Here is a 20870-nt window from a genome sequence, read left to right as displayed (position 1 = left end):
CCCGCCGCCGGCCGAGGAGCGAAGCGTCTCGAGACCCCCACTCGAGGTCTCGAGACGGCGCTGACGCGCCTCCTCGACCAACGACCGAGTGTCTCGCCGGTCGAGGAGCGAAGCGTCTCGAGACCCGCCCCCGCCGGCCTCGATACGGCGCCGGCGCGCCTACTCGACCCGCGAACCCGCCGACCCCGGCGACCCCGACGACCCGGCGCGACCGAGGCAGAATCGCCGCACGGGCTCCGTCGGCACGACGTCGGCGAGGAGCGCGTACTCCGAGGCGGCCTCCGCGCGCCGGCCCGTGCGCCAGGCGAGGTCGGCCAGCGCGAGCCGGGCGTCGAGCGCAGCATAGGGCGCCGACCCGTCGGCCAGCCGTTCCAGCTCGAGGCGGATGCCGCGCAACGACGCCGTGCGCTCGCCCGACTCGGGGGCGAGCAGGCTGCGGTGCAGTTCGGCCGAGAGACGCCCGGCCGTGACCGACGGCGAGCCCCAGACGCGTTCGAGCGCCGCGTAGAAGGCGACGATGCGCGTCCAGTCGGTCGCGGCGAAGCTCGGCGCGGAGGTGTGCAGGCCGGCGATCGCGGCCTCGAGCACGAAGCGCCCGTCGCCCCGATCGGCCGCGGCGGCCGCATCGTCGAGGCCGGCTTCGATGAGACGGCGGTCCCAGCGGCGCCGGTCCACCTCGTCGAGCGGAAGCGCCGCGCCGCGCGCGTCGAGCCTGCCGGGCCGACGTGCGAGTCCGAGCCGAACGACGGCGCGCAGGCCGCGCACCTCGGGGTCGTCGGGGTACTCGGCCACGAGCGCGTCGGCGATCGACAGCGTCTGCCGGCCCAGGTCGTCGAACGGCGTCTGCGGGTCGAGCACGTCGCGATGCGCGACCGTGAACATGCCCGCGACGCTCGCGAGCACCACCGGGAGCCGCACCCGCCGCTCGGGCGCCTCGGGCACGCGGAAGCGCCCGCGCGCTTCGGCGAGCGCGTGCTTCGCCCGGGTGAACCGCGCGGCCGCGGCCGACGGCCGGATGCCGAGATGCGCGGCGATGCGCGGCATGTCGAGTCCGCACACGACCCGCAGGGCGAGCACCATCCTCGCCTGCTCGGTGAGCGCCGGATCGCAGGCCACGAAGAGGAGGGCGAGCCGGTCGTCGAGCGGGTCGGACGCTCGGCTGCCGAGACCCGCATCGGTTCCGGATGCCCCGGACGAGGCATCCGGAACCGATGCGTGTGCGATCTCGGACGCGAGCTCCGCCGCCGCGGACTGCGCATGCCGTTGTTCGACGCCCGCGCGACGCCGATCGTCGAGCCAGGCGCGGCGGCCCACCGTCGTGCACCACGCCGCGAGGGATCCGAGCGCAGGGCCGCCCTCGCTCGACTGGGCGACGGCTCGCGCCATCGCCTCGGCGGCATACTCCTGCGCGTCGTCGAGGCTGCCCGTGTAGGCCGCGAGCGCGCGCACGATGCGCGGCCACGCCTCGACGAAGTCCTCGCCCAGATCTGCGATCGGGTCGGTCACGGCTGCCCGCTCACGACATCGGGAAGACCTTGCGCCATTCGACGTATCCGCCGCTCGGCACGAGGGCGGCGATCCGGCGTGCGACCGCTTCGTCGTCGGTCTCCACGAGGTAGAAGCCCGACACGACCTCGGCGGTGTCGGGGAACGGCCCGTCGGTGTAGACGGCACCGCCGACGCGCTCGTCGTCGCTGCCTTCGCCGGGGCGCACGCGGCCGCCGTAGCGGGCGCTGTGCAGGGCCTCTCCGCCGACGATGCGGGCGCCGAGTCGGGTGACCGCCTCGGAGAACGCGGCGTACTGCGGGAACTCCTGCTGCAGGTCGCCGCCGGCGCCGTCGGCGTAGGCGTCGGAGTCCCAGTCGGGCTCGTGGATCAGGTACAGGTACGTGTCGGTCATCACCGTCTCCGTTCGTCGTTCGTTCTTCGTCGTTCGTTCTTCGTCGTTCGTTCTTCGTCGTTCGTCGTCGGTTCGCCGCTCGCCCTCGCCGCTCAGGTCGGGAAGACCTTGCGCCACTCGACGTGGCCGCCGGTCGGCACGAGCGCGGCGATGCGCCGGGCGAGCTCCTCGTCGTCGGTCTCGACGAGGTAGAACCCCGTGACGACCTCGGTGGTGTCGGGGTACGGCCCGTCGGAGTACACGGCGTCGTGCTCGACGCGCTCCCCCGACCCCGGCGTGACCCGGCCGCCGTGGCGCGCGTTCTGCAGCGCGGATCCGCCGATGAGGCGCGCGCCGAGACGCACGACCGCCTCCTGGAAAGCCTTGTGCTCGGGGAAGTTGTTCTCAGGATCCCCGCCGGGCACGCCGCCGCCGCCGAGGAACGCGTCGGAGTCCCAATCGGGCTCGTGGATCAGGTACACGTAGGTGTCGGTCATGGCAGCTCCTTGGTCATCGCCCGTCGGGCCGTGACGAGGTTCGTCACACCATGGTGACGAGGAAGCGCGTCGAAAATCGACATTCCCGTCGAAATCCCTCGGAAGGACTCAGGAGAGGTTCGCCGTGAGCCGCGCGAGCTCGGCGAGCCGCTCCTCGCGCGAACGCGGCACGCCGGGCACGCCCGGTCGCTGCTGGTCGGGCCGCGGGCCGTCGAGCGGGCGGTAGGCGACGCCCTGCGCATCGAGCCACGCGAGGTACGCCGGCAATCGCGACGAGAACGCGGCCCAGTCGAGGGGCCGCCCGTGCCACGCGACCTCGGCGAACGCGGCGAGGCGCGGGAACACCGCGTAGTCGAGTCGGTCGCGGGTGTCGAGATGCTCGCACCACACGTTCGCCTGCACGCCCACCACGCGGTCGGCGAACCACGCCGGCGCGTCGGCGGGCACCGGGTCGAACGTCGCGACGTCGGCGAGCGAGAGCACGGTCCCGACCGGGATCGGCTCGTCGGCGGCATCCGACTGCCGGTAGTCGAAGTAGGTCCAGAGGTCGGGGCAGAGCACCACGTCGTGCCCGAGTCGCGCGCCGAGCTCCGCGCCGACGGGCCCGCGCCACGAGGCGACGACGGCGTCTCCGGGAAGCGGCGGCACCGCGGCATCCGGCTCGGCATTCGGAACGCGACCATCGGATGCCGCGGCACGGCCGCTTCCCTCGAGCATCTCGTCCCAGCCGATCACCCGGCGCCCCCGCGACGCGAGGTGCGCGGCCACCCGCGCGAGGAACCAGGCCTGCAGCTCGTGCTCGTCGGCGAGGCCGCGCTCGGCCATGAGCTCCTGCGTGCGCGGGTCGGACGCCCAGCGCGCCTTCTGCGCCTCGTCGCCGCCGAGTCCGACGACGTCGGTGCCGGATGCCTCGGGGTCGAAGACGTCGCAGAGCTCGTCGAACACGGTGCACACGAACGCGATCGTGGCGTCCTCGACGTTCAGCACCTCGTCGTTGATGCCGTACCGCGTCCACGGTTCGGCGTTGCGCGCGCGCACGTCGTCGATCTCGCCGACGCCGAACTCGGGGTATGCCGCGAGCACGGCTTTGGCGTGCCCCGGCACGTCGATCTCGGGAACGACGCGGATGCCGCGGGCGGCCGCATACCCGACGAGTTCGCGCAGCTCGGCCTGGGTGTAGAAGCCCTCGTGCGGCACGCCGTCGAGCGTCGACTCGGGCCCGTGGCCGAGCTGCGATTCGGAGCGTCGCCCGCCGATCTCGGTGAGCCGCGGGAACGCGCGCACCTCGAAGCGCCACCCCTGGTCGTCGGTGAGGTGCAGCTGCAGCACGGTGATGCGGTGCGCCGCGAGCAGGTCGACGAAACGCAGCAGGTCGGGCATCGGCCTGAAGCGCCGGGCGACGTCGAGCATGACGCCGCGCCAGGCGAACCGCGGCTCGCCGGTGAAGTCGAGCGGGGCCGCCGCACCCGGGTCTCGAGACGCTCCGCTCCTCGACCCACGACCCCCCGCCGGTCGAGGAGGCGCCCCAGCGCCGTCTCGAGACCCGCCATCCGACACACCCGGGTCTCGAGACGCTCCGCTCCTCGACCGACGGTCGTCGGCGCTCACGCGCCGGCCGCCAGCTCCCGGGCGCGCGCGAGCGCGGCATCCGTCGCCTCGTCGAAGACGCCCTGCAGGCCGGCGGCCTCGAGCACGGCGACGGCCCGCTCGGTGGTGCCCTTCGGGCTCGTGACGCGTCGGCGCAGCTCGGTCGGGTCGACGTCGGATGCCGCGAGCAGCTCGCTCGCCCCCCGGAACGTGCCCTGCACCATGAGCGCGGCCTGCTCGGGCGTGAAGCCCTTGGCGACGGCCGCGGCCGTGAGCTGCTCGATGAGGTAGAAGACGTAGGCCGGCCCCGACCCGGAGATCGTCGAGAGCGCGTCGATCTGCTCCTCGGGCACGACGATGACGTCGCCGACGGTCTCGAAGAGGGTCACGGCGAGCGCGAGGTCGTCATCGCTCGATCGGGTGCCGGGCGCGACGCCCGTGACGGCCCGGCCGACGAGCGCGGGGGTGTTCGGCATCGAACGGATCACGGCGATCGACGAGGGCAGCAGCGACTCGAACGTGGCGACGGTGACGCCCGCCGCGACCGACACCACGACGGCGTCGGGTTCGAGCGCGTCGGCGATCTCGCGCAGCAGGTCGGGGACCATCGCGGGCTTCACGGCGACGACCACGAGCTTCGCCCCGGCGACGGCGGTGCGGTTGGCCGCGGCATCCGTCTCGGTGGCGTAGGCCGTCACTCCGTCGAGCTCCGAGAGCGAGGCCGCGTTGGCCGCCGAGCGGTTCGTCGCGCGGATGCCGCCCTCGACCTCGATGCCCGGCTGCAGCAGTCCGGTGAGCACGGCTCGGGCCATGGACCCGGCCCCGAGGAAGGCGATCGCGGGCAGTTTCACAGGCTGTCGATCGGGCATGCAACCCATCCTAGGATTGGCGCATGAGCGCATCAGGCGGCAGCAAGGCGATCGTCGCGGCATTCCTCGCGAACCTCGGCATCGCCATCACCAAGTTCATCGCGTGGTTCTTCTCCGGGTCGGCATCGATGCTCGCCGAGGGCATCCACTCCGTTGCCGATTCGGGCAACCAGCTGCTTCTCATGCTCGGCGGCCGTCAGGCGAAGAAGGCCGCCGACAAGGAGCACCCGTTCGGCTTCGGCCGCGAGCGCTACGTCTACGCCTTCGTCGTCTCGATCATCCTCTTCTCGGTCGGCGGCGTGTTCTCGATCTACGAGGGCATCGAGAAGCTGACGCATCCGCACGAGCTGACGAACGCGTGGCTGCCCCTGCTCGTGCTCACGATCGCGATCGTGCTCGAGTCGTTCTCGCTGCGCACCGCGGTGAAGGAGTCGAACCCGCTGCGCGGCTCGCAGAGCTGGGTGCAGTTCGTGCGGCGGGCGAAGGCGCCCGAGCTGCCCGTGGTGCTGCTCGAAGACGTCGCCGCCCTCACGGGCCTCGTGCTCGCGATGCTCGGCGTCGGGCTCACGGTGCTCACGGGCGACCCCACGTGGGACGCGGTCGGCACCCTCGCGATCGGCACACTGCTGGTGCTCGTCGCGGTCATCCTCGGCGTCGAGACGAAGAGCCTCCTCGTGGGCGAGGGCGCGACCGAAGACGACGTGGCGAAGATCGAGCAGGCGATCGCCGCCGGGCCCGAGATCGAGCGCATCATCCACATGAAGACCCTCTACCTCGGTCCCGACGAGCTGCTCGTCGCCGCCAAGCTCGGGTTCGCCGCCGACCAGCCGCTGCTGCATGTCGCCGCGGCCACGAACGTCATCGAGCAGCGCATCCGCGCGGCCGTCCCTGCGGCCAGGGTCATCTACATCGAGCCCGACGTCTACGTCGACCCGAACCTCACGGCCCCGCCGACCGACGCCATCGTCATCAAGGGCCTCGAATGACGGATGCCGCGGCATCCGCCCGTCGCACGGCCCTCGTGCTCCGGCACGACTCGACGATCGGACTCGGCAATCTCGGCCCGACACTCGAGGCGCACGGCTACGAGGTCGTGACCGTCGACGCCCCGGTGTCGGATGTCTCGGCGATCGACCCGCTCGCCGCCGATCTCGTCGTCGTGCTCGGCGGCGAGGAGGGCGCGTACGAGACCGAGCGGTTCCCGTACCTCGCCGACGAGCTCTCGCTCCTGCGCAGCCGCATCGACGCAGAGGCGCCGGTCTTCGGCGTGTGCCTGGGGGCGCAGATGCTCGCCGCGGCCCTCGGCGCCCGCGTCTACCGCGGCGAGCGCACCGAGGTCGGCTGGCTCGAGGTGACGCCGACGTCCGCGGGCGAGCGTTCGCCGGTGCGCCACTTCGCCGGGGTGCCGACGGTGCAGTGGCACGGCGACACGTTCGACCTGCCGCGGGGCGTCGAGCGTCTCGCGAGCAGCGAGCAGTACGAGAACCAGGCGTTCCGTCGGGGCGACTGGCTGCTCGCGGTGCAGTTCCACCCAGAGGTCACCGCCGAGATCCACGAGGACTGGCTGCGCGCGTGGGGCGACGAGCTCCACGAGCACGGTTCGAGCCCGTCGCAGCTGCGGGCCGAGCGCGTGCACCTCGGCCCCCGCGCCGAGGCGGCATCCGCGGCCCTGCTCGGCGAGTACCTCGAGGGGCTCGAGTCGCGTCGGGCCGCGGCGTAGCTCCCGATCAGACCGGACGGCCCTCGGGGCGGTCCTCGGGACGGTGCTCCGGCCGGTGCTCGGCGTCGCCGAAGAAGTCGAGCAGCAGGCGTGCGGATGCCTCGGCCTCGACGCCGGCGAACACCTCGACGCGGTGGTTGAGGCGTCGATCGCGCAGCACGTCGTAGAGCGAGCCCGACGCGCCGGCCCGTTCGTCCCACGCGCCGAAGACGACGGTGGGCACGCGCGCGGCGAGGATCGCGCCCGCGCACATCACGCAGGGCTCGAGCGTGACCACGAGCGTGCAGCCCTCGAGGCGCCATTCGCCGCGGGCGGCCGCGGCCTCGCGCAGGGCGAGCACCTCGGCGTGCGCGGTCGGGTCGCCGACGGCCTCGCGCTCGTTGCGGCGCGCGGCGATGACGCGTCCGTCGGCGTCGACCACGATCGCGCCGACGGGGACGTCGCCGGTGGCGGGAGCCTGCGCGGCCTCGGCGAGCGCGAGCGCCATCCACTCGAGGTGGACGGCCGGGACGGAGGCGTCCATTGCGTTCTCCCTTCGCGAGACCGCCGCAAACTAGACTCGAGCCTATGCGAGTCCATGTTGCCGACCACCCGCTCATCACGCACAAGCTGACGGTGCTCCGCGACGAGAACACGCCGTCGCCGGTCTTCCGCGCGCTGGTCGAAGAACTCATGACGCTGCTGGCGTACGAGGGCACGCGCGGGGTCCGCGTCGAGCCGGTCGACATCGTCACGCCGGTCGCGGCCACGACGGGCGTGCGCATCGCCGATCCCAAGCCGCTGATCGTGCCCATCCTCCGCGCGGGCCTCGGCATGCTCGAGGGCATGGTCAAGCTCCTCCCGAGCGCCGAGGTCGGGTTCCTCGGCATGGCGCGCAACGAAGAGACGCTGCAGCCGACGACGTACGCCGAGCGGCTGCCCGACGACCTGTCCGACCGGCAGTGCTTCGTCCTCGATCCGATGCTCGCCACGGGCGGTTCGCTCGCGGCCGCGATCGAGTTCCTGCTGCAGCGCGGGGCGACGGATGTCACGGCGATCTGCATCCTCGCGGCGCCCGAGGGGCTCGCCTTCGTCGAGGAGCAGCTGCACGGCCGCGACGTGACCGTCGTGCTCGGCGCGCTCGACGAGCGGCTCAACGAGCACGGGTACATCGTGCCCGGCCTGGGCGACGCGGGCGACCGACTCTACGGAACGGTCTAGACTCCACCGCCCGCAGCCCGCCTGCCGAAGGATCTTCGGCTCGGCCGCGGGTTTCTGCGGGGTCACCTGCAGAAGATTTTTTTCGGAGCACGCTTTTCGCGGATCCTTTTCGGGCGGGGCCGCCGTTCCCCGATCCTGCCGGATGCCGTCGTCGCACGCGCACCGTCTGCGGCGTCACACCGCGTCATGCCGGCGTCACGGATTGACACATGCCGGGCCGTCGGATTGACTATCGCTCATGACTGACACCGCACGCTCCCTGATCGCCCCCGAGGCCCTCAGGACGACCGGCATCATGATGCCGGCGCGTGCATCCATGTGTTGTCGAATGTGCCGCTGACCCGCGACCTCCCCGCCGAGTCGCCGTAGCCCGACCATCTCGTCCGGCAGCGACTCCCCGAACCTCCAGCAGGTTCGCATCTCGGCCCACGGGCCATCGCCACCCCGCCGAGGGGTGATCGCCGCACCCTCTTCATCGCAAGGAATCCATCATGTCTCTCGCCATCGCTCCCGCCCGCACCGCCGCCGCTCGCATCGACACGACGCGCACCCCGCTCCGCAGCGCTCCGGCACCGGCCGGCACCGCACCCGTCGGCCCGTCCCCCGAGGCGCCGGTCGCCGCACCCCGTGTGCGCGCCGTTCCCGAGGGCACCGAGGCCCGCGGCTTCGTCCTCTACGTCGGCATCGACGAGTCGAAGGCCGACGCCGACGGCACGACCCTGCACCGCATCGTCGAGGCGCTCCGCGCGCTGACCGGCGAGATCGCCCCCTCGGCCGAGACGTACGCGGCCGTCGCCCTCGCCCCGGCCGGCGCCGGCGGTCGCGACGTCGACGTCGTGCGCCTCGCCCTCCAGGACCCGGCCGCCCTCGCCAAGCAGCGCGACGCGGGCGAGACCCGCAACGACGCCGACCGTCACCCCAACGGCGTGATCATCGACATCTCGCGCAAGCGCGTGCTCCTCGACGGCGAGCCCGCCGGCCTCACCTACAAGGAGTTCGAGCTGCTCCAGTTCCTCGTGCTGCGCGAGGGCCGCACCATCGACCGCCACGAGCTCATCGAGAACCTGTGGTCGGCCGAAGACGAGGTGCCGAGCGAGCGCACCATCGACGTGCACGTCCGCCGCCTGCGCTCGAAGCTCGCCCACTACCAAGACATCGTGCGCACGGTCCGCGGCATCGGCTACCGGTTCGACCGTCACGCCGACGTCTCGATCCGCCAGGCTTCGACCCCGTCGCCCGACCTCTACTGAGCGCGCTGCCGTCCGTGCGAGGATGTGCCCATGTACCGGGGCATCTCCGCACTGATCGTGGCGGCCCTCCTCCTGTCCTCACTGTGGGCGAGCCCGCAGCCCGCTCAGGCCGCCGTCGCCTACGACCGCATCAGCGGCGCTGATCGATACGCGACCTCCGTCGCCGTCTCGAAGCTCGCCTTCCCGAAACGCGCGGCGACCGTCTACCTCGCCTCGGGCGTGAACTTCGCCGACGCGCTGAGCGCCGGGCCGGCCGCGGTCGCCGCGGGCGGTTCGATGCTCCTGACGACGCCGAAGGCGATCCCGGCCGTCGTCGCGGCCGAGCTCAAGCGGCTCGCCCCCGATCGCATCGTCATCGTCGGCGGCACGGGGGCCGTCTCCGACGCCGTCGCCAAGGCGGCCAGGTCGTACGCGCCCACCGTGGTGCGCCAGAGCGGCGTCGACCGATACGAGACCGGGCGGGCGGTCGTGCGCGCGGCGTTCACCACGGCGCCCACCGTCTACATCGCCACGGGCGCCGACTACCCCGACGCGCTGGCCGCCGTGCCGGCCGCCGGCGCGAAGCGGGCACCCCTGCTGCTCGTGCCCGGCAGGTCGTCGAAGCTCGACGCGGCCACCCAGACGCTGCTGCGCGATCTCGGCACGGCGAACGCCGTCATCGTAGGCGGCACGGGCGTGGTCTCGAGCGGCATCGAGAAGGGCATCGCCGCGCTGCTCGGCGCCGGTTCGACGAAGCGGCTCTCGGGATCCGACCGCGTCGGCACCTCGATCGCGATCAACGCGGCCGCCTTCGGCGCGGCTCCGCGGGGCGACGCCTACGTCGCGACCGGCTACAACTATCCCGACGCGCTCGCGGTGGGCGTGCTGGCGGGCATGCGGGCCCGACCGCTCTACCTGAGCGTGCCGTACTGCGTCCCCGCCCCCCTGCGCACCCAGCTCACCGGCGCCACCGTCTCGCGGGTGCGCCTCGTGGGCGGCGTCGGCGCGGTCCGAGGGCTCGTGGGCAAGCTCGTGGGGTGCCTGTCGATCACGAACCCGGCGAGCGGATGGGTGCTCGTGAACAAGCGCACGCCGCTGCGGCCGTCGACCTTCACGCCGACGCTCGCCGACCCCCGGGTGCCGTCGGCTTGGGGCGATCCGATGCAGAAGGACGCCGCCTACGCCCTGCGGACCATGTTCGCGGCGGCGAGCGCAGCCGGCGTCGGCTCGATGTCCCTGCAGAGCGGCTACCGCTCGTACGCCACGCAGGCCTCGATCTTCTCGCGCGACGTCGAGCAGAACGGGCGTGCGGCCGCCGAGCGCCTCACCGCCCGCCCGGGTTACAGCGAGCATCAGACCGGCTTCGCCGCCGACATCTCGGCCAACGGATGCATGGAGTGCATCGGCGGCACTCCGCAGGGGCGCTGGCTCGTCGCGAACGCCTGGCGCTACGGCTTCATCCTCCGTTACGAGAGCGGGCAGACCGGCAAGACCGGGTACAGCCCCGAGCCGTGGCACTACCGCTACGTCGGCACCGTGCTCGCCCGCGACTACCACGAGGGCGGATTCCACTCCCTCGAGGACTACTTCGGCGTTCCGGCCGCGCCGGGCTACTGAGCCGCGTCCGCGGCTGCCGGCCGGTATCCGAGGTAGACGACCCCGTCGGGGAACCGCTGCTCCTCGACGAGTTCGAGATCGAGGCGCAGTCCGGGCGCGAAGACGGGCACTCCCCCGCCGACGACGACCGGGCCGAGGTACTGCCCGACCTCGTCGACGATGCCCGCCCGCAGCGCGTGCGCCGCGAGCGTCGGCCCCGAGATCGACACGTCGTGATCGGATGCCGCGACGAAGTCCCGGACCTCGTCGGGGTCGAAGGCCCGCTCGATGCGGGTGCGCGAACTGCCGACGAGGTCGAGGGTCGCGGAGTAGACGACCTTGTCGGTCGAGCGCCACAGCTCGGCGTACTCGCGGTACACCTCGGGGGCGCCCTCGACGTCCATGTGCTCCCACGCGACGAGGACCTCGTACATGCGGCGGCCGAGCAGCATCGTGCCGATGCCGCGCTGCTGCCGGTTGACCGCGGCGTGCACGTCTTCACTCGGCATCGACCAGTCGAAACGCCCCTCGGCGTCGGCGACGTATCCGTCGAGCGACGAGATCGCCGTGTAGATGAGCCTGCCCATAACCACCCCCTGCGGGCGATCCTCCCGCACTCGAAGCTCGCACACAATGGAGGCGGGCAGGCCCGCGACATCCGCGGTATTGCGCCCCCGGATGCCGCTCCGGAGACGATCTCGAAAAATAACGGAACGATAACTGGCGCCCGTTACCGATCCGTTATATATTCGGTTGTGCACCGACTGTTTGCTGTGGCGGTCGGTGCGGAATGTGATTGCAGGACACTCTTGGTGCAAGGGTGAGGGTCGGTCGTCAGCCTCTACGACCGGCCCTCACCCATTTCCGGCGCCGGTTTCCCTATCCTTGGATGAGGTCGTCGATCGCATCGTCTCGGATGTCGATGGCGACCGCCTCGCCGAAGGGAGCCGAGTGACCGACCGAGTGATCGCCGTCGCCGCGTGGGAGTCGGTGTTCCGCGCCCAGGTCACCGTCATGCGCCGCCTCGCCGAGGGGTTCCCGAGCGACCTCGTCTCGCTCAACGAGTACGACGTGCTCTTCAACATCGCCCGAACGCCCGAGCGACGGCTGCGACTGAAGGACCTCAACCGTTCGGTGCTGATCAGCCAGCCGAGCGTGAGCCGCATGCTCGACCGCCTCTCGGCTCGCGGACTCGTCGCCAAGGCGCCAGACCCCGACGACGGGCGCGGCACCATCGTGTCGATGACCGCCGACGGGTTCGCGCTGTACCGCCGGGTCGCGTACCTCCACATCGAGGCCATCGAGCGCAACGTCGGCGCCGGGCTCGACGACGACGAGCTCGTCGCGCTGACCGACCTGTGCCGGCGGCTGCGGCTGGCCATCGCCGAACCGCTCGTCGGCGAAGACCCCGCGGGCGCATAGCCCCGCCGGCGAGGCGCCTCCGTCGCGCTGTCGCAGGCGCGGGACAGTGGAGCGGGAACCCTACCTCCCGCCCCACTGCGGCCTCGTGGAGGCCTCCCCCTACCGAGCGACCCGAACTGAGCTCGGTGAGGCGTTCCAGAGGAAGTGATCTCGATCAGTTCCCGATTCGCAGGACGATTCGGACGGGCTCGGGCCGTCTCCGGGTTGCTCGAATCGTATCCGTGCGGGGCGACTTGCACAGCGCCCCGAATGAGGGTCAATCCATGCAGCCGGCGGATGCCCCGACCCCGGGCCGCGACGACCCTCGGCCCCCGACACCGGCCGCTTCGCCACGTGCACGGCCTCGAGCGAGAGGCCCGCGACATCCGCGGCGCCGGCGCGCAGCGCGCCGGGCTCACGCGGCGTCATCGTGAGCGACATCAGCCACACGAAGATGAGCGCGAACGCCACGATCTCGAAGACCGTGAGGCTCACGAGCCGCACGCCGTCGTAGAGCCCCATCGCCGCGACCTCGACCACGACGAGCGCGAACGACAGCTGCACGAACCGCTTCGGCGCGCCGGGCACGAGCAGCCGCAACCCGAGCGCGGGCACGGCGAAGCTCACGGCGGCACCCAGGGCGAAGGCGTTGTGCAGGGAGGTCGCGGTGTCGATGGGCACGAGGCCGACGCCCATGAGGCAGGCCCCGATCGCCATGATGCACCCGCGCAGCACCCGCATGCGCACGGGTCCGGCACCGAAGCGCGGCGCCGCGAGCCCGGCGGTCAGCGTGCGCGCGAGGAGCGCCATCGAGAGCCCCGAGAGCACCGCGCCCGCGTTGAAGTAGAACGCCGCGACGTCGTCGGTCGTGCCGAGCGTGCTGAAGTTGAGATCCCACCACGAGCCGGTCGCCGTCGTGCCCATGCTCGCGATGGCCGCGCTCGCGAGCAGCAGCGCGGCGAGGTTGAAGGTGCGGTAGACGTGGTCGTGCACGGCGACCCGGTGCAGGCAGAACACCGCGACGGCGAGCCCCCCTCCGAGCACCGCGGCGACGCCCCACTGCTGCCCGGGCACGGCCAGGAAGGCCGCGGCCGAGAAGTGCACCCCGAGCGCCGCGACCGCGAACCATGACCCCGCGGCGAGCGCGGCACGGTTGGCCGGCGTCGATCGCACGCCGATGGCGTGCAGGAGCGCGATGCCCCGGCCCGATGCGGAGGCGATGCCGAGGGCGACGAACACCAGGACGCCCGCCGTCGCGCCGAGCAGGATCGCCCCGGCCTGACGGTCCTGCCAGGCCGCGTCGATCGGGGAACCGAATCGCGGCGCGAAGACCTGGAACACGGCCACGCCGAGCAGCAGCGAGATGAGGGTGACGAGCACCCGACGCATGACGGATGCCGCGACCCCGTCTCGGATCGAGGCGAGCCGCCTGCCCGCTTCGCGCCGACGCGCGGCGCGCTGCCGGAGCGACGCGTCGAACGCCCGCGACGAGCGCACGACGGAAGCGGCGGTCGCCCCAACCGGCACCGCCCGGAGGCCCCCGAAGACCCGTGCATCCATACGCCGAGCCCTCTTGGTCCGGTTCCCTCACGGTCAGTAGGTTCCGAGCGTAACCGGGCCCGTTCGGGCGGGCCAACGCCGGATTGTGCAACGAAACCCGTTGTTCAGCAGATCCACAGCAAAGCAAAGGGAAATCACCCCTGAACGGGGGTGATTCCTCCCGTGCGCCGCCACCCCAGTGCGGATCTGCTTGAATGTCCCACATGCCGTCGACCCCGCTCCCGATCCGCGGCGTGCGCTGATGCGCATCTCGGCGCGCGCCGACTACGCGGTGCGCGCAGCGCTCATGCTCGCCGCCGCCCCGCAGGGCGAGCTCGTGTCATCGGAATCGATCGCGACGGCGGAGGAGATCCCCGCGAGCTTCCTCGAGGGCATCCTCACGAGCCTCCGGCGGGCGGGCATCGCCGAGAGCCGTCGCGGAGCGAACGGCGGCTTCCGGCTCGCCCGCAGCGCGGACGCCGTCTCCGTCGCCGACGTCGTGCGCGCCGTCGACGGACCGCTCGTGTTCGTGCGCGACTCGCGCCCCTCCGACCTGCGGTACACGGGCGCGAGCACCGGGCTGCTCGACGTCTGGGTGGCGCTTCGCGCGAGCGTCCGGTCGGTGCTCGAGGAGACGACGCTCGCCTCCGTCGTCTCGGGCGGCCTGCCGCCGCACGTGCGCGAACTCGCCGACGACCCGTCGGCCTGGCAGAGCCCCGAGCCGCGCGGCTGACGCCGGCTCGCGGCATCCGCTCGGCCGCCGCGACCGCGACCGCGACCGCCGGATGACGTCACGCGACGACATCCTTCGACATGTCGCTTGTCGAGTCCGACCCGGCGCCAATAGATTCCCGAGTACTCCAGTTGGAATTCTCGGAAAGCAGGCGTGATGCAGACACTCGTACTCCTGGCGCTCGTCGGGTTCGCCGCCCAGCTCGTCGACGGCGCCCTCGGCATGGCCTACGGCGTCACGTCGACCACCCTGCTGCTCGCGATCGGCGCGAACCCCGCCTCGGCGAGCGCGTCGGTGCACCTCGCCGAGATCGGCACGACCCTCGCGTCGGGCGTCTCGCACTGGCGCTTCGGCAACGTCGACTGGAAGGTCGTGCTGCGCATCGGCGTCCCGGGCGCGATCGGCGCGTTCCTCGGCGCGACCGTGCTGTCGTCGCTGTCGACGGATGCCGCGAAGCCGATCATGGCCGGCATCCTCCTCGCCCTCGGCGTCTACCTGCTCGTGCGCTTCACCTTCCGCGCGCTGCCCAAGGTGAACACCGCGAAGCCGCTTCGACTGCGGTTCCTCGCCCCCGTCGGCCTCGTCGGCGGATTCCTCGACGCCACCGGCGGCGGCGGCTGGGGGCCCGTCGGCACCCCCGCGCTGCTCGCGAGCGGCCGCATCGAACCCCGCAAGGTCATCGGCTCGATCGACACGAGCGAGTTCCTCGTGTCCGTCGCGGCGAGCATCGGATTCCTCATCGGGCTCGGCACCGGCGGCTTCGACCTCGGGTGGGTGCTCGCGCTCCTCATCGGCGGCGTGCTCGCCGCCCCGCTCGCGGCCTGGCTCGTGCGCAAGCTGCCCCCGCGCCTGCTCGGCTCGCTCGTCGGCGGCATCATCGTCTTCACGAACGCCCGCACGATCCTCATCACCGCGGAGGCCTCGGGGCTGATCACCGGCGCGGTGCTGCTCGGCATCGTCGTGATCTGGGCGGCGGCGGTCGCCTTCGCGGTGCGCACCCTGCGCGCCGAACGACGCCGTGACGCCGATGGCGCGGGCGCACCGGATGCCTCGAGCGCACCGGTCGCCGCGGCCGCCGTCGACGAGCGCTGAGTCCGAGCCCTCACGGGCATCCGCTCGCTCCGCGGCATTCTCTACCCCGCGGCATCCGCTCGCTCGCACGCTGACGCCCCCGGTTCCTCGGAGCCGGGGGCGTCGCCGTGTCGTCAGGCGGGGCGGATCGGCTCCGCGTCCGGGTCCTGCGTCGCGTCGGCCCTCCGTCGGGATCGGCGGCGCCGCACCCCCGCGATCACCACGCCCAGCCCGACCCCGAGTGCGGCGCCCGCGGTGTTCGCGATCACGTCGCCCGCCGACGGCACGCGGTCGGGCAGCAGCAACCACTGTCCGGCCTCGATCACGATCGAGAGCGCCGCGCCGACGAGCACGGACGGCAGCCACCGGGCGGGCCCGAGTTCGAGCGCGACGAGGAACCCGATCGGCACGAACATCACCACGTTCGCCGCGGACTCGAGCACCCGGTAGTCGATGCCGGGCAGGCCGATCGACGCGAACCACGCGAACAGCGCCTCGAGCTCGTCATGTGCTCCGGCATCGACCCGCGACGGCCAGAACCCGATCGCGAGCACGACCAGGATCACGAGGACGAGCGCGACGTGCATCGCGGCGCCCCCGAACCGCCGGCGCTGCGCAGTCCGCCCGCCCTGCGGCATCCGCCCGGTCACCCGGCACCGCCGGGCCCGCACCACGCAGGCGCGGTGCTGAGGAGATCGTTCGGCCGGCCCGTCATCGTCCAATTCTCCACGACTGCCCGACCGGACCCCGCCCTGTCAAGCCGGTGACGCACGGGCGACGGCGGCGTACGGTCGCCGTATGACCGAGACCGATGCCGTCCCGCCCGTTCCGCCCGCCGACGCCCCCGATGGTTCCAGCGACGTCTCGGAGGAGCGCGCCGCCTACACCGAACGCCTCGGCGACGGCTCGGCGACGGGCCACGCGACGAAGGACCCGGACCGGGAGACCGACACCGCCTCGGGCGGGGACCCGGAGGACGGGGCGGGCGACCCCCGTGACGGCGACGCGGGCGACGGTGACTCCGGCGACCGCCGCGATGACGCCGAGGAGAACACCGAGTAGCCGGGAAGGCACCGGGTAGCCGGGAAAGCACCGAGTAGCCGGGAAAACGAAAACGGCCCGCTTTCGCGAGCCGTTCTCCTACTGTCTCAACCAGTGTGCGCCCGGAGGGATTCGAACCCCCAACCTTCTGATCCGTAGTCAGATGCTCTATCCGTTGAGCTACGGGCGCATGCACTCGAGAGTGCACATGCTGTGCTGTTTCCAGCGCAGGCAACCCCGTTACTCTATCCCACCCGTCGCGCCGGCGCCAATCGAGCCGAACGGCCGTGCCGCACTCACAGCCTCCCCTCAGGCGTGCCGGCCGGCGCCGACGCGTGGCTCCCCGCCCCGCCCGCACGCCGGTCGCTCAGCGCAGCGCGTCGAGGGCCGCGAGCTGGCGCTTGAGCGCGACCTGCCGGTACGACGTCTCGATGAGCTCGGCCAGCAACTGCCAATCGGTCTGCGGAGCATCGAGGTCGGTGCCCACCCAGTGCGCGCGGTCGAAGTACGGCACCCCGTAGAAGCGATCGTCCTGCACGAGCGCGAGATGCTCTTCGGGATCGGTCTTCACGACGATCGAGAGCGGACGCCCCATGTGCGCACCCACGTACGTGAAGATCGGCTTCGCCGCCCGGAACGTCGGCCGCCCCCATGCCTCGACCTCGACCGCCTCGGGCATCGCGAGGCAGAGGGCGCGCACGCGCTCGACGAGCGGATGCCGCGGATCCACGACCTGGGGATGCTCCACGCGCCGCAGCCTACGCCCGCCCCGCGGCATCCGCCCGCCCCGCGGCATCCGCCCTGCCCCGCGACATCCGCGGCCCAGATGCAGGAAACGAGGCGCCATCCTCTCCCACCAGAGGGGATACCGCCTCGTTTCCTGCAGATGCCCGGGCATCACCCCTTGACGGCCCCGCCCAGCCCGGCGCCGCGCAGGAACAGCCGCTGGAAGATGAGGAACAGCACGACGGGGATGATCGTCGAGATCGCGAGCGCGGCGAGGAACACGTCGAGTTCGGTCTGCGACTGCACGGCGGGCAGGCGCACCGACAGGGGCTGCACGGCGGGGTCGGGCAGCACGAGCAGCGGCCAGAGGAAGTCCTTCCACGCGGCGATCACGGCGAACACCGACACGACGCCGAGGATGGGCTTCGACATCGGCAGCACGATCGACCAGAACACCCGGAACGGGCCCGCGCCGTCGGTGCGCGCCGCCTCGAAGACCTCGCGCGGCAGCGAGTCGAAGAACCGCTTCACGAGGAGGATGTTGAACGCGTTCGCCGCCGCAGGCAACCACACCGCCCAGTACGAGTTGAGCAGCGACACGTCGATGACGGGCACGTGCAGGATCGTCAGGTAGAGCGGCACGAGCAGCACGACCGCGGGGATGAACAGGGTCGCGAGCACCAGCCCGTTCAGGATGGGCGCGTACCTCGGGCGCAGCACCGACAGCGCGTAGCCGGCGGTGGTCGCGACGAGCAACTGGAAGAACCACGACCCGGCGGCGACGTAGAGCGTGTTCAGGAAGTACTGGTCGATGTGGACGTCGTTCCACGCCTGCTCGAGGTTCGCCCAGTCGATGCCGTTCGGCCAGAGCGCGAAGGGCTGGCTCAGCGTGTCCTGGGTCGGGGTGACGGCCGCCTTCGCGAGCCAGAGCAGCGGGCCGAGCCCGGCGATCACGAGGCCGACGAAGAGGAACACGTGCACGCCCGACATCGAGGCGCGCACCCCGCGACGACGACGGTCGTGCCCGCTCAGGATGCTGCGGTCGGCGGCGTCCTCGGCGGCATCGCGTTCGGCGCGCCGCCGGGTGACGCCCGCGAGCTTCGCGCGCAGCGAGGTCGAGACCGGTGTCGTGGCCGGGCCGGCGGAGGGTGCGGTGGTCAATTCGTGCTCCAACGGTCGGTCAGCTTGAAGTACAGCCAGCTCAGGATGCCCAGGAAGATCGCGAGCATCAGGCTGAGCGCGGTCGCCTCGCCATAGTCGCCGCCCAGGCTGTTCTGGAACGCGTAGCGGTAGATGAGGAGCAGCACCGTCAGCGTCGCGTTGTTCGGTCCGCCGCCCGTGAAGAGGTACGGCTCGAGGAAGACCTGCGCGGTGCCGATGATCTGCAGGATCAGCATGATAAAGAGGATGCCGCGCAACTGCGGCAGCGTGACGTGCCAGATCTTGCGCCAGATGCCGGCCCCGTCGACCTCGGCGGCGTCGTAGAGCTCGGGCGGAACGGCGATGAGCGCGGCGAGGTAGATGATGATCGAGCCGCCGGCCGCCGCCCAGGTCGCCTCGATGACGAGGGAGGGCATCGCGGTGGCCGAGGACTGCAGCCACGGCTGCGGCGGGATGCCGACCCAGCCGAGCACCGTGTTGAACACGCCGTCGGGGCTGGCGTTGTAGAACACCTTCCAGAGCAGCACCGCGACGACGGGCGGCACGACCACGGGCAGGTACGCGAGCGCGCTGTAGAGGCCCTTGCCCCGCCGCACCTCGCTCATGAGCACCGCCATGATGATCGGCAGCGGGAACCCGAACACGAGCGCCAGGGCGGCGAAGTACGCGGTGTTCAGCACGGCCGTGCCGAGGTTCGGGTCGCTCAGCACACGGGCGAAGTTGTCGAACCACACCCAGGTCGGCGGCGAGACGAGGTTCGTCTCCTGGAAGCTCATGACGAACGCGCGCGCGATCGGCCACCAGCTGAACACGCCGAAGACGATGAGCATGGGCGCGAGGAAGGCGAGGTTCCAGAGTCCGCCGCCGCGCAGCCACGTCATCGGGGTGCGTCGGCGGGAGCGCTTCGGGCGAGCGGATGCCGCGTGGGGCGGCGCCGGTGCGGATGCCGGCGGCGGGGCATCCGTCGTCGTCGGGGTCATCGTCATCGGTGGTCCTTCATCGTTGGCTGGGTGGGCGGCGCCGGTCGAGGAGGCCCGCCAGGGCCGTCTCGAGACCGCGTGCCCGGGTGAGACGGTGACGCGGTCTCGAGACGCTTCGCTCCTCGACTGACGCCGGTCGAGGAGGCCCGCCAGGGCCGTCTCGAGACCGCGTGCCCGGGTGGGACGGTCTCGAGACGCTTCGCTCCTCGACCGGCGGGGGCCTACTGGTCGAGCAGCGCCTGCGCGTCGACGTCGACCTGCGCGAGCAGCGCGTCGATGTCGGCGTTCTCGTCGGTCAGCACGGCCTGCACGAGGTTGTCCATGAGCGCGTAGATCGGCTGCGTCTGGCCCTTGAACTCGCCCACGGGCGTCTGGTCGAAGATGCCGTCGGTGAAGCCGGTCATCTGGTCGAGCGGCACGTTCACGTAGGGCTCGATCCACTTCTGCGACTCGAGGTAGGTCTCCTTGTCGAGCACGGGCAGCACGGGGGTTCCGACGGGCTGGTCGCTCGCCGAGAGCGCCTTCGCGTCGGCGACGGCGGCATCCTCATTCAGGAGCTTCTGCATGTAGTACCAGTCGATCCACTTGACCGCGGCCGCCTTGGTCTCGTCGTCGAGCGTGGGCGGCATGACGGCGATGTCGCCGCCGCCGAGCACGCCGCCGCTGTCTTCGACGGGGATGACGGTGAGTCCGTACTGGTCGGACGGCATGCCGAAGTCGCGCACGAGCGCCGTGTACACGTCGGAGCCCGACGTGTACATGCCGATGTTGCCGGCCGCGAACTCCTGGTTGATGCTGCCCCAGTCGAGGTCGAAGGTCGCGCCCATCGAGTCGTCCTCCCAGCGGAGGTCGTGCAGGTACTGCAGCGTCGCCTTCGTGGCGTCGTTGTCGATGGTCGACGTGTAGGTGCCGTCGCCGTTGTCGGTCTGCAGCGACGCCCCGCGCGAGTCGGCCTGCACGGAGAGCTGCCAGCCGCCGGTGTTGCCCGACGCCATGGTCGCATACCCGGCCTTCCCGGTCTTCTCGGCGATGGTCTTCGCGGCGGCCCGCACCTCGTCCCACGTGGTGGGCGGCTGGTCGGGGTCGAGGCCGGCCTGCTCGAACAGGTCGCGGTTGTAGTGCAGGCCGTTCGCGTACGCCTGCCGCGGGAATCCGTAGACGTTGCCGTCGCTGCCCGTGACCTCGTCGAGGATGATCGGGTTGAACTTGTCGGCGTAGCCGAGCTCGTCGATGTCGTCGGTGACGTCCATGAGCTGACCGTTCTCGAGCAGCGTCTTCGTGTCGGTGAAGGGCACCGTGAAGACGTCGGGCAGGCTGCCGCCGGCGAGCTGCGCGGCGAACGTCGGGGCCGTCCACTCGTACTCGACGCCGACGATGTCGATGTCGGGGTTGGCCTTCTCGAACTGCTTCTCCTGCTCGGCGAAGGCGTCGTAGGCGGCCTGTTCGGCGCCGGGCGGGAAGGTCGCGACGCGGAGCTCGAGCTTGCCGTCGTCGCTTCCGCCTGCGTCGCTGCAGGCGGCGAGGGCGCCCACCATCGCGAGCGCGGCGATGCCGGCGATCGCGACTGTTCTGCGTGACTTCATTGTCAGTCCTTTCGGTGCTGTGATGCGGTGTGGTGAGGGATGCCGCGGGGTGCAGGTG

The 20870-nt window shown here is 71.7% G+C and carries 22 protein-coding genes and 1 tRNA gene; 9 read left to right on the top strand and 14 right to left on the bottom strand.

Features of this window, described 5'->3' with window-relative positions; genetic code table 11:
* Nucleotides 1–159 precede the first annotated feature (159 nt).
* The 5 genes from GQQ92_RS08370 to proC all read right to left on the bottom strand — a co-directional run bounded on the left by GQQ92_RS08370 (nt 160) and on the right by proC (nt 4832).
* Complete coding sequence (locus GQQ92_RS08370) at nt 160–1506, bottom strand: DUF6596 domain-containing protein (RefSeq protein WP_232057573.1); 1347 nt, start codon at nt 1504–1506, stop codon at nt 160–162.
* A 10-nt stretch (nt 1507–1516) separates the two neighbouring features.
* A complete protein-coding gene (locus tag GQQ92_RS08365; RefSeq protein WP_156998741.1) occupies nt 1517–1900 on the bottom strand; it encodes a YciI family protein in 384 nt (127 codons plus the stop codon).
* A gap of 92 nt (nt 1901–1992) precedes the next feature.
* Nucleotides 1993–2376, bottom strand: coding sequence for a YciI family protein (locus GQQ92_RS08360; protein WP_156998740.1), 384 nt, complete (start codon nt 2374–2376; stop codon nt 1993–1995).
* 108 nt (nt 2377–2484) lie between these two features.
* Complete coding sequence (locus tag GQQ92_RS08355; protein WP_269149159.1) at nt 2485–3933, bottom strand: beta-N-acetylhexosaminidase; 1449 nt, start codon at nt 3931–3933, stop codon at nt 2485–2487.
* A 47-nt stretch (nt 3934–3980) separates the two neighbouring features.
* Nucleotides 3981–4832: a pyrroline-5-carboxylate reductase gene (gene proC, locus GQQ92_RS08350; protein WP_156998738.1), complete on the bottom strand. Its 852-nt coding sequence runs from the start codon at nt 4830–4832 to the stop codon at nt 3981–3983.
* A gap of 23 nt (nt 4833–4855) precedes the next feature.
* On the opposite strand from proC, the gene GQQ92_RS08345 reads away from it, so the two are divergent.
* Together GQQ92_RS08345 and GQQ92_RS08340 are read left to right on the top strand one after the other, a co-directional pair.
* On the top strand, nt 4856–5818 hold the full coding sequence (locus GQQ92_RS08345) for a cation diffusion facilitator family transporter (protein ID WP_156998737.1): 963 nt from the start codon (nt 4856–4858) through the stop codon (nt 5816–5818).
* Complete coding sequence (locus GQQ92_RS08340; protein WP_156998736.1) at nt 5815–6552, top strand: glutamine amidotransferase; 738 nt, start codon at nt 5815–5817, stop codon at nt 6550–6552. The genes GQQ92_RS08345 and GQQ92_RS08340 overlap by 4 nt, the downstream gene beginning before the upstream one ends.
* Nucleotides 6553–6559: 7 nt before the next feature.
* Here the strand turns inward: GQQ92_RS08340 and GQQ92_RS08335 are convergent, their stop codons facing one another.
* The gene (locus GQQ92_RS08335) at nt 6560–7075 is read right to left on the bottom strand and encodes a nucleoside deaminase (protein ID WP_156998735.1); all 516 of its coding nucleotides are present in this window, start codon (nt 7073–7075) and stop codon (nt 6560–6562) included.
* 44 nt (nt 7076–7119) lie between these two features.
* On the opposite strand from GQQ92_RS08335, the gene upp reads away from it, so the two are divergent.
* The 3 genes from upp (at nt 7120) to GQQ92_RS08320 (ending at nt 10598) form a co-directional block, all read left to right on the top strand.
* Nucleotides 7120–7752, top strand: a complete 633-nt coding sequence (gene upp / locus GQQ92_RS08330; protein WP_156998734.1) for a uracil phosphoribosyltransferase — start codon at nt 7120–7122, stop codon at nt 7750–7752.
* A gap of 491 nt (nt 7753–8243) precedes the next feature.
* Nucleotides 8244–9002 carry a winged helix-turn-helix domain-containing protein gene (locus tag GQQ92_RS08325; RefSeq protein WP_156998733.1) on the top strand — a complete coding sequence of 253 codons (759 nt, stop codon included), beginning with the start codon at nt 8244–8246 and terminating at the stop codon, nt 9000–9002.
* Between the two features lie 30 nt (nt 9003–9032).
* Nucleotides 9033–10598: a cell wall-binding repeat-containing protein gene (locus GQQ92_RS08320; protein WP_156998732.1), complete on the top strand. Its 1566-nt coding sequence runs from the start codon at nt 9033–9035 to the stop codon at nt 10596–10598.
* Here GQQ92_RS08320 and GQQ92_RS08315 read toward each other — a convergent pair.
* Nucleotides 10592–11164 (bottom strand): dihydrofolate reductase family protein, encoded by a 573-nt coding sequence (locus GQQ92_RS08315; RefSeq protein ID WP_156998731.1) that lies wholly within the window; start codon nt 11162–11164, stop codon nt 10592–10594. The two genes, GQQ92_RS08320 and GQQ92_RS08315, sit on opposite strands and share 7 nt — an antisense overlap.
* Nucleotides 11165–11528: 364 nt before the next feature.
* Here GQQ92_RS08315 and GQQ92_RS08310 point away from each other — a divergent pair, with 364 nt between their 5' ends.
* Nucleotides 11529–11999, top strand: a complete 471-nt coding sequence (locus GQQ92_RS08310; RefSeq protein WP_232057572.1) for a MarR family winged helix-turn-helix transcriptional regulator — start codon at nt 11529–11531, stop codon at nt 11997–11999.
* A gap of 99 nt (nt 12000–12098) precedes the next feature.
* Here the strand turns inward: GQQ92_RS08310 and GQQ92_RS08305 are convergent, their stop codons facing one another.
* Entirely contained in the window at nt 12099–13538 is a 1440-nt protein-coding gene (locus tag GQQ92_RS08305; protein ID WP_156998730.1) for a hypothetical protein, read from the bottom strand.
* 190 nt (nt 13539–13728) lie between these two features.
* On the opposite strand from GQQ92_RS08305, the gene GQQ92_RS08300 reads away from it, so the two are divergent.
* The gene (locus GQQ92_RS08300; protein ID WP_308206746.1) at nt 13729–14250 is read left to right on the top strand and encodes an RrF2 family transcriptional regulator; all 522 of its coding nucleotides are present in this window, start codon (nt 13729–13731) and stop codon (nt 14248–14250) included.
* A gap of 156 nt (nt 14251–14406) precedes the next feature.
* Entirely contained in the window at nt 14407–15342 is a 936-nt protein-coding gene (locus tag GQQ92_RS08295; RefSeq protein ID WP_156998729.1) for a sulfite exporter TauE/SafE family protein, read from the top strand.
* 113 nt (nt 15343–15455) lie between these two features.
* Here the strand turns inward: GQQ92_RS08295 and GQQ92_RS08290 are convergent, their stop codons facing one another.
* Nucleotides 15456–15908, bottom strand: coding sequence for a VanZ family protein (locus tag GQQ92_RS08290; protein WP_197738147.1), 453 nt, complete (start codon nt 15906–15908; stop codon nt 15456–15458).
* A 211-nt stretch (nt 15909–16119) separates the two neighbouring features.
* On the opposite strand from GQQ92_RS08290, the gene GQQ92_RS08285 reads away from it, so the two are divergent.
* Nucleotides 16120–16383: a hypothetical protein gene (locus GQQ92_RS08285; RefSeq protein WP_156998727.1), complete on the top strand. Its 264-nt coding sequence runs from the start codon at nt 16120–16122 to the stop codon at nt 16381–16383.
* Nucleotides 16384–16479: 96 nt separating this feature from the next.
* Here GQQ92_RS08285 and GQQ92_RS08280 read toward each other — a convergent pair.
* The 5 genes from GQQ92_RS08280 to GQQ92_RS08260 form a co-directional block, all read right to left on the bottom strand.
* Nucleotides 16480–16552, bottom strand: a tRNA-Arg gene (locus GQQ92_RS08280).
* Between the two features lie 177 nt (nt 16553–16729).
* Nucleotides 16730–17110, bottom strand: coding sequence for an MmcQ/YjbR family DNA-binding protein (locus GQQ92_RS08275; protein ID WP_197738146.1), 381 nt, complete (start codon nt 17108–17110; stop codon nt 16730–16732).
* 149 nt (nt 17111–17259) lie between these two features.
* Nucleotides 17260–18249, bottom strand: a complete 990-nt coding sequence (locus tag GQQ92_RS08270; protein ID WP_372493361.1) for a carbohydrate ABC transporter permease — start codon at nt 18247–18249, stop codon at nt 17260–17262.
* Nucleotides 18246–19235, bottom strand: coding sequence for a carbohydrate ABC transporter permease (locus tag GQQ92_RS08265; RefSeq protein ID WP_372493362.1), 990 nt, complete (start codon nt 19233–19235; stop codon nt 18246–18248). The genes GQQ92_RS08270 and GQQ92_RS08265 overlap by 4 nt, the downstream gene beginning before the upstream one ends.
* A 215-nt stretch (nt 19236–19450) precedes the next feature.
* Complete coding sequence (locus GQQ92_RS08260; RefSeq protein WP_156998725.1) at nt 19451–20812, bottom strand: ABC transporter substrate-binding protein; 1362 nt, start codon at nt 20810–20812, stop codon at nt 19451–19453.
* Nucleotides 20813–20870: the final 58 nt, after the last annotated feature.

The sequence above is a fragment of the Agromyces terreus genome (genome assembly GCF_009749465.1).
Lineage (GTDB): Bacteria > Actinomycetota > Actinomycetes > Actinomycetales > Microbacteriaceae > Agromyces > Agromyces terreus.
The sequence above is the reverse complement of the archived record's forward strand: the minus strand, read 5'-3'. Positions and strand labels throughout refer to the sequence as shown.

Bases quoted from the DNA above. Each gene is read 5' to 3' on its own strand.
- GQQ92_RS08325 (WP_156998733.1), top strand. From the start codon at position 8,244: ATGTCTCTCGCCATCGCTCCCGCCCGCACCGCCGCCGCTCGCATCGAC.
- proC (WP_156998738.1), bottom strand. From the start codon at position 4,832: ATGCCCGATCGACAGCCTGTGAAACTGCCCGCGATCGCCTTCCTCGGG.
- GQQ92_RS08335 (WP_156998735.1), bottom strand. From the start codon at position 7,075: ATGGACGCCTCCGTCCCGGCCGTCCACCTCGAGTGGATGGCGCTCGCG.
- GQQ92_RS08305 (WP_156998730.1), bottom strand. From the start codon at position 13,538: ATGGATGCACGGGTCTTCGGGGGCCTCCGGGCGGTGCCGGTTGGGGCG.
- GQQ92_RS08365 (WP_156998741.1), bottom strand. From the start codon at position 1,900: ATGACCGACACGTACCTGTACCTGATCCACGAGCCCGACTGGGACTCC.
- GQQ92_RS08265 (WP_372493362.1), bottom strand. From the start codon at position 19,235: ATGACGATGACCCCGACGACGACGGATGCCCCGCCGCCGGCATCCGCA.
- GQQ92_RS08360 (WP_156998740.1), bottom strand. From the start codon at position 2,376: ATGACCGACACCTACGTGTACCTGATCCACGAGCCCGATTGGGACTCC.
- GQQ92_RS08260 (WP_156998725.1), bottom strand. From the start codon at position 20,812: ATGAAGTCACGCAGAACAGTCGCGATCGCCGGCATCGCCGCGCTCGCG.
- GQQ92_RS08320 (WP_156998732.1), top strand. From the start codon at position 9,033: ATGTACCGGGGCATCTCCGCACTGATCGTGGCGGCCCTCCTCCTGTCC.
- upp (WP_156998734.1), top strand. From the start codon at position 7,120: ATGCGAGTCCATGTTGCCGACCACCCGCTCATCACGCACAAGCTGACG.
- GQQ92_RS08340 (WP_156998736.1), top strand. From the start codon at position 5,815: ATGACGGATGCCGCGGCATCCGCCCGTCGCACGGCCCTCGTGCTCCGG.
- GQQ92_RS08315 (WP_156998731.1), bottom strand. From the start codon at position 11,164: ATGGGCAGGCTCATCTACACGGCGATCTCGTCGCTCGACGGATACGTC.
- GQQ92_RS08345 (WP_156998737.1), top strand. From the start codon at position 4,856: ATGAGCGCATCAGGCGGCAGCAAGGCGATCGTCGCGGCATTCCTCGCG.
- GQQ92_RS08290 (WP_197738147.1), bottom strand. From the start codon at position 15,908: ATGCACGTCGCGCTCGTCCTCGTGATCCTGGTCGTGCTCGCGATCGGG.
- GQQ92_RS08285 (WP_156998727.1), top strand. From the start codon at position 16,120: ATGACCGAGACCGATGCCGTCCCGCCCGTTCCGCCCGCCGACGCCCCC.
- GQQ92_RS08295 (WP_156998729.1), top strand. From the start codon at position 14,407: ATGCAGACACTCGTACTCCTGGCGCTCGTCGGGTTCGCCGCCCAGCTC.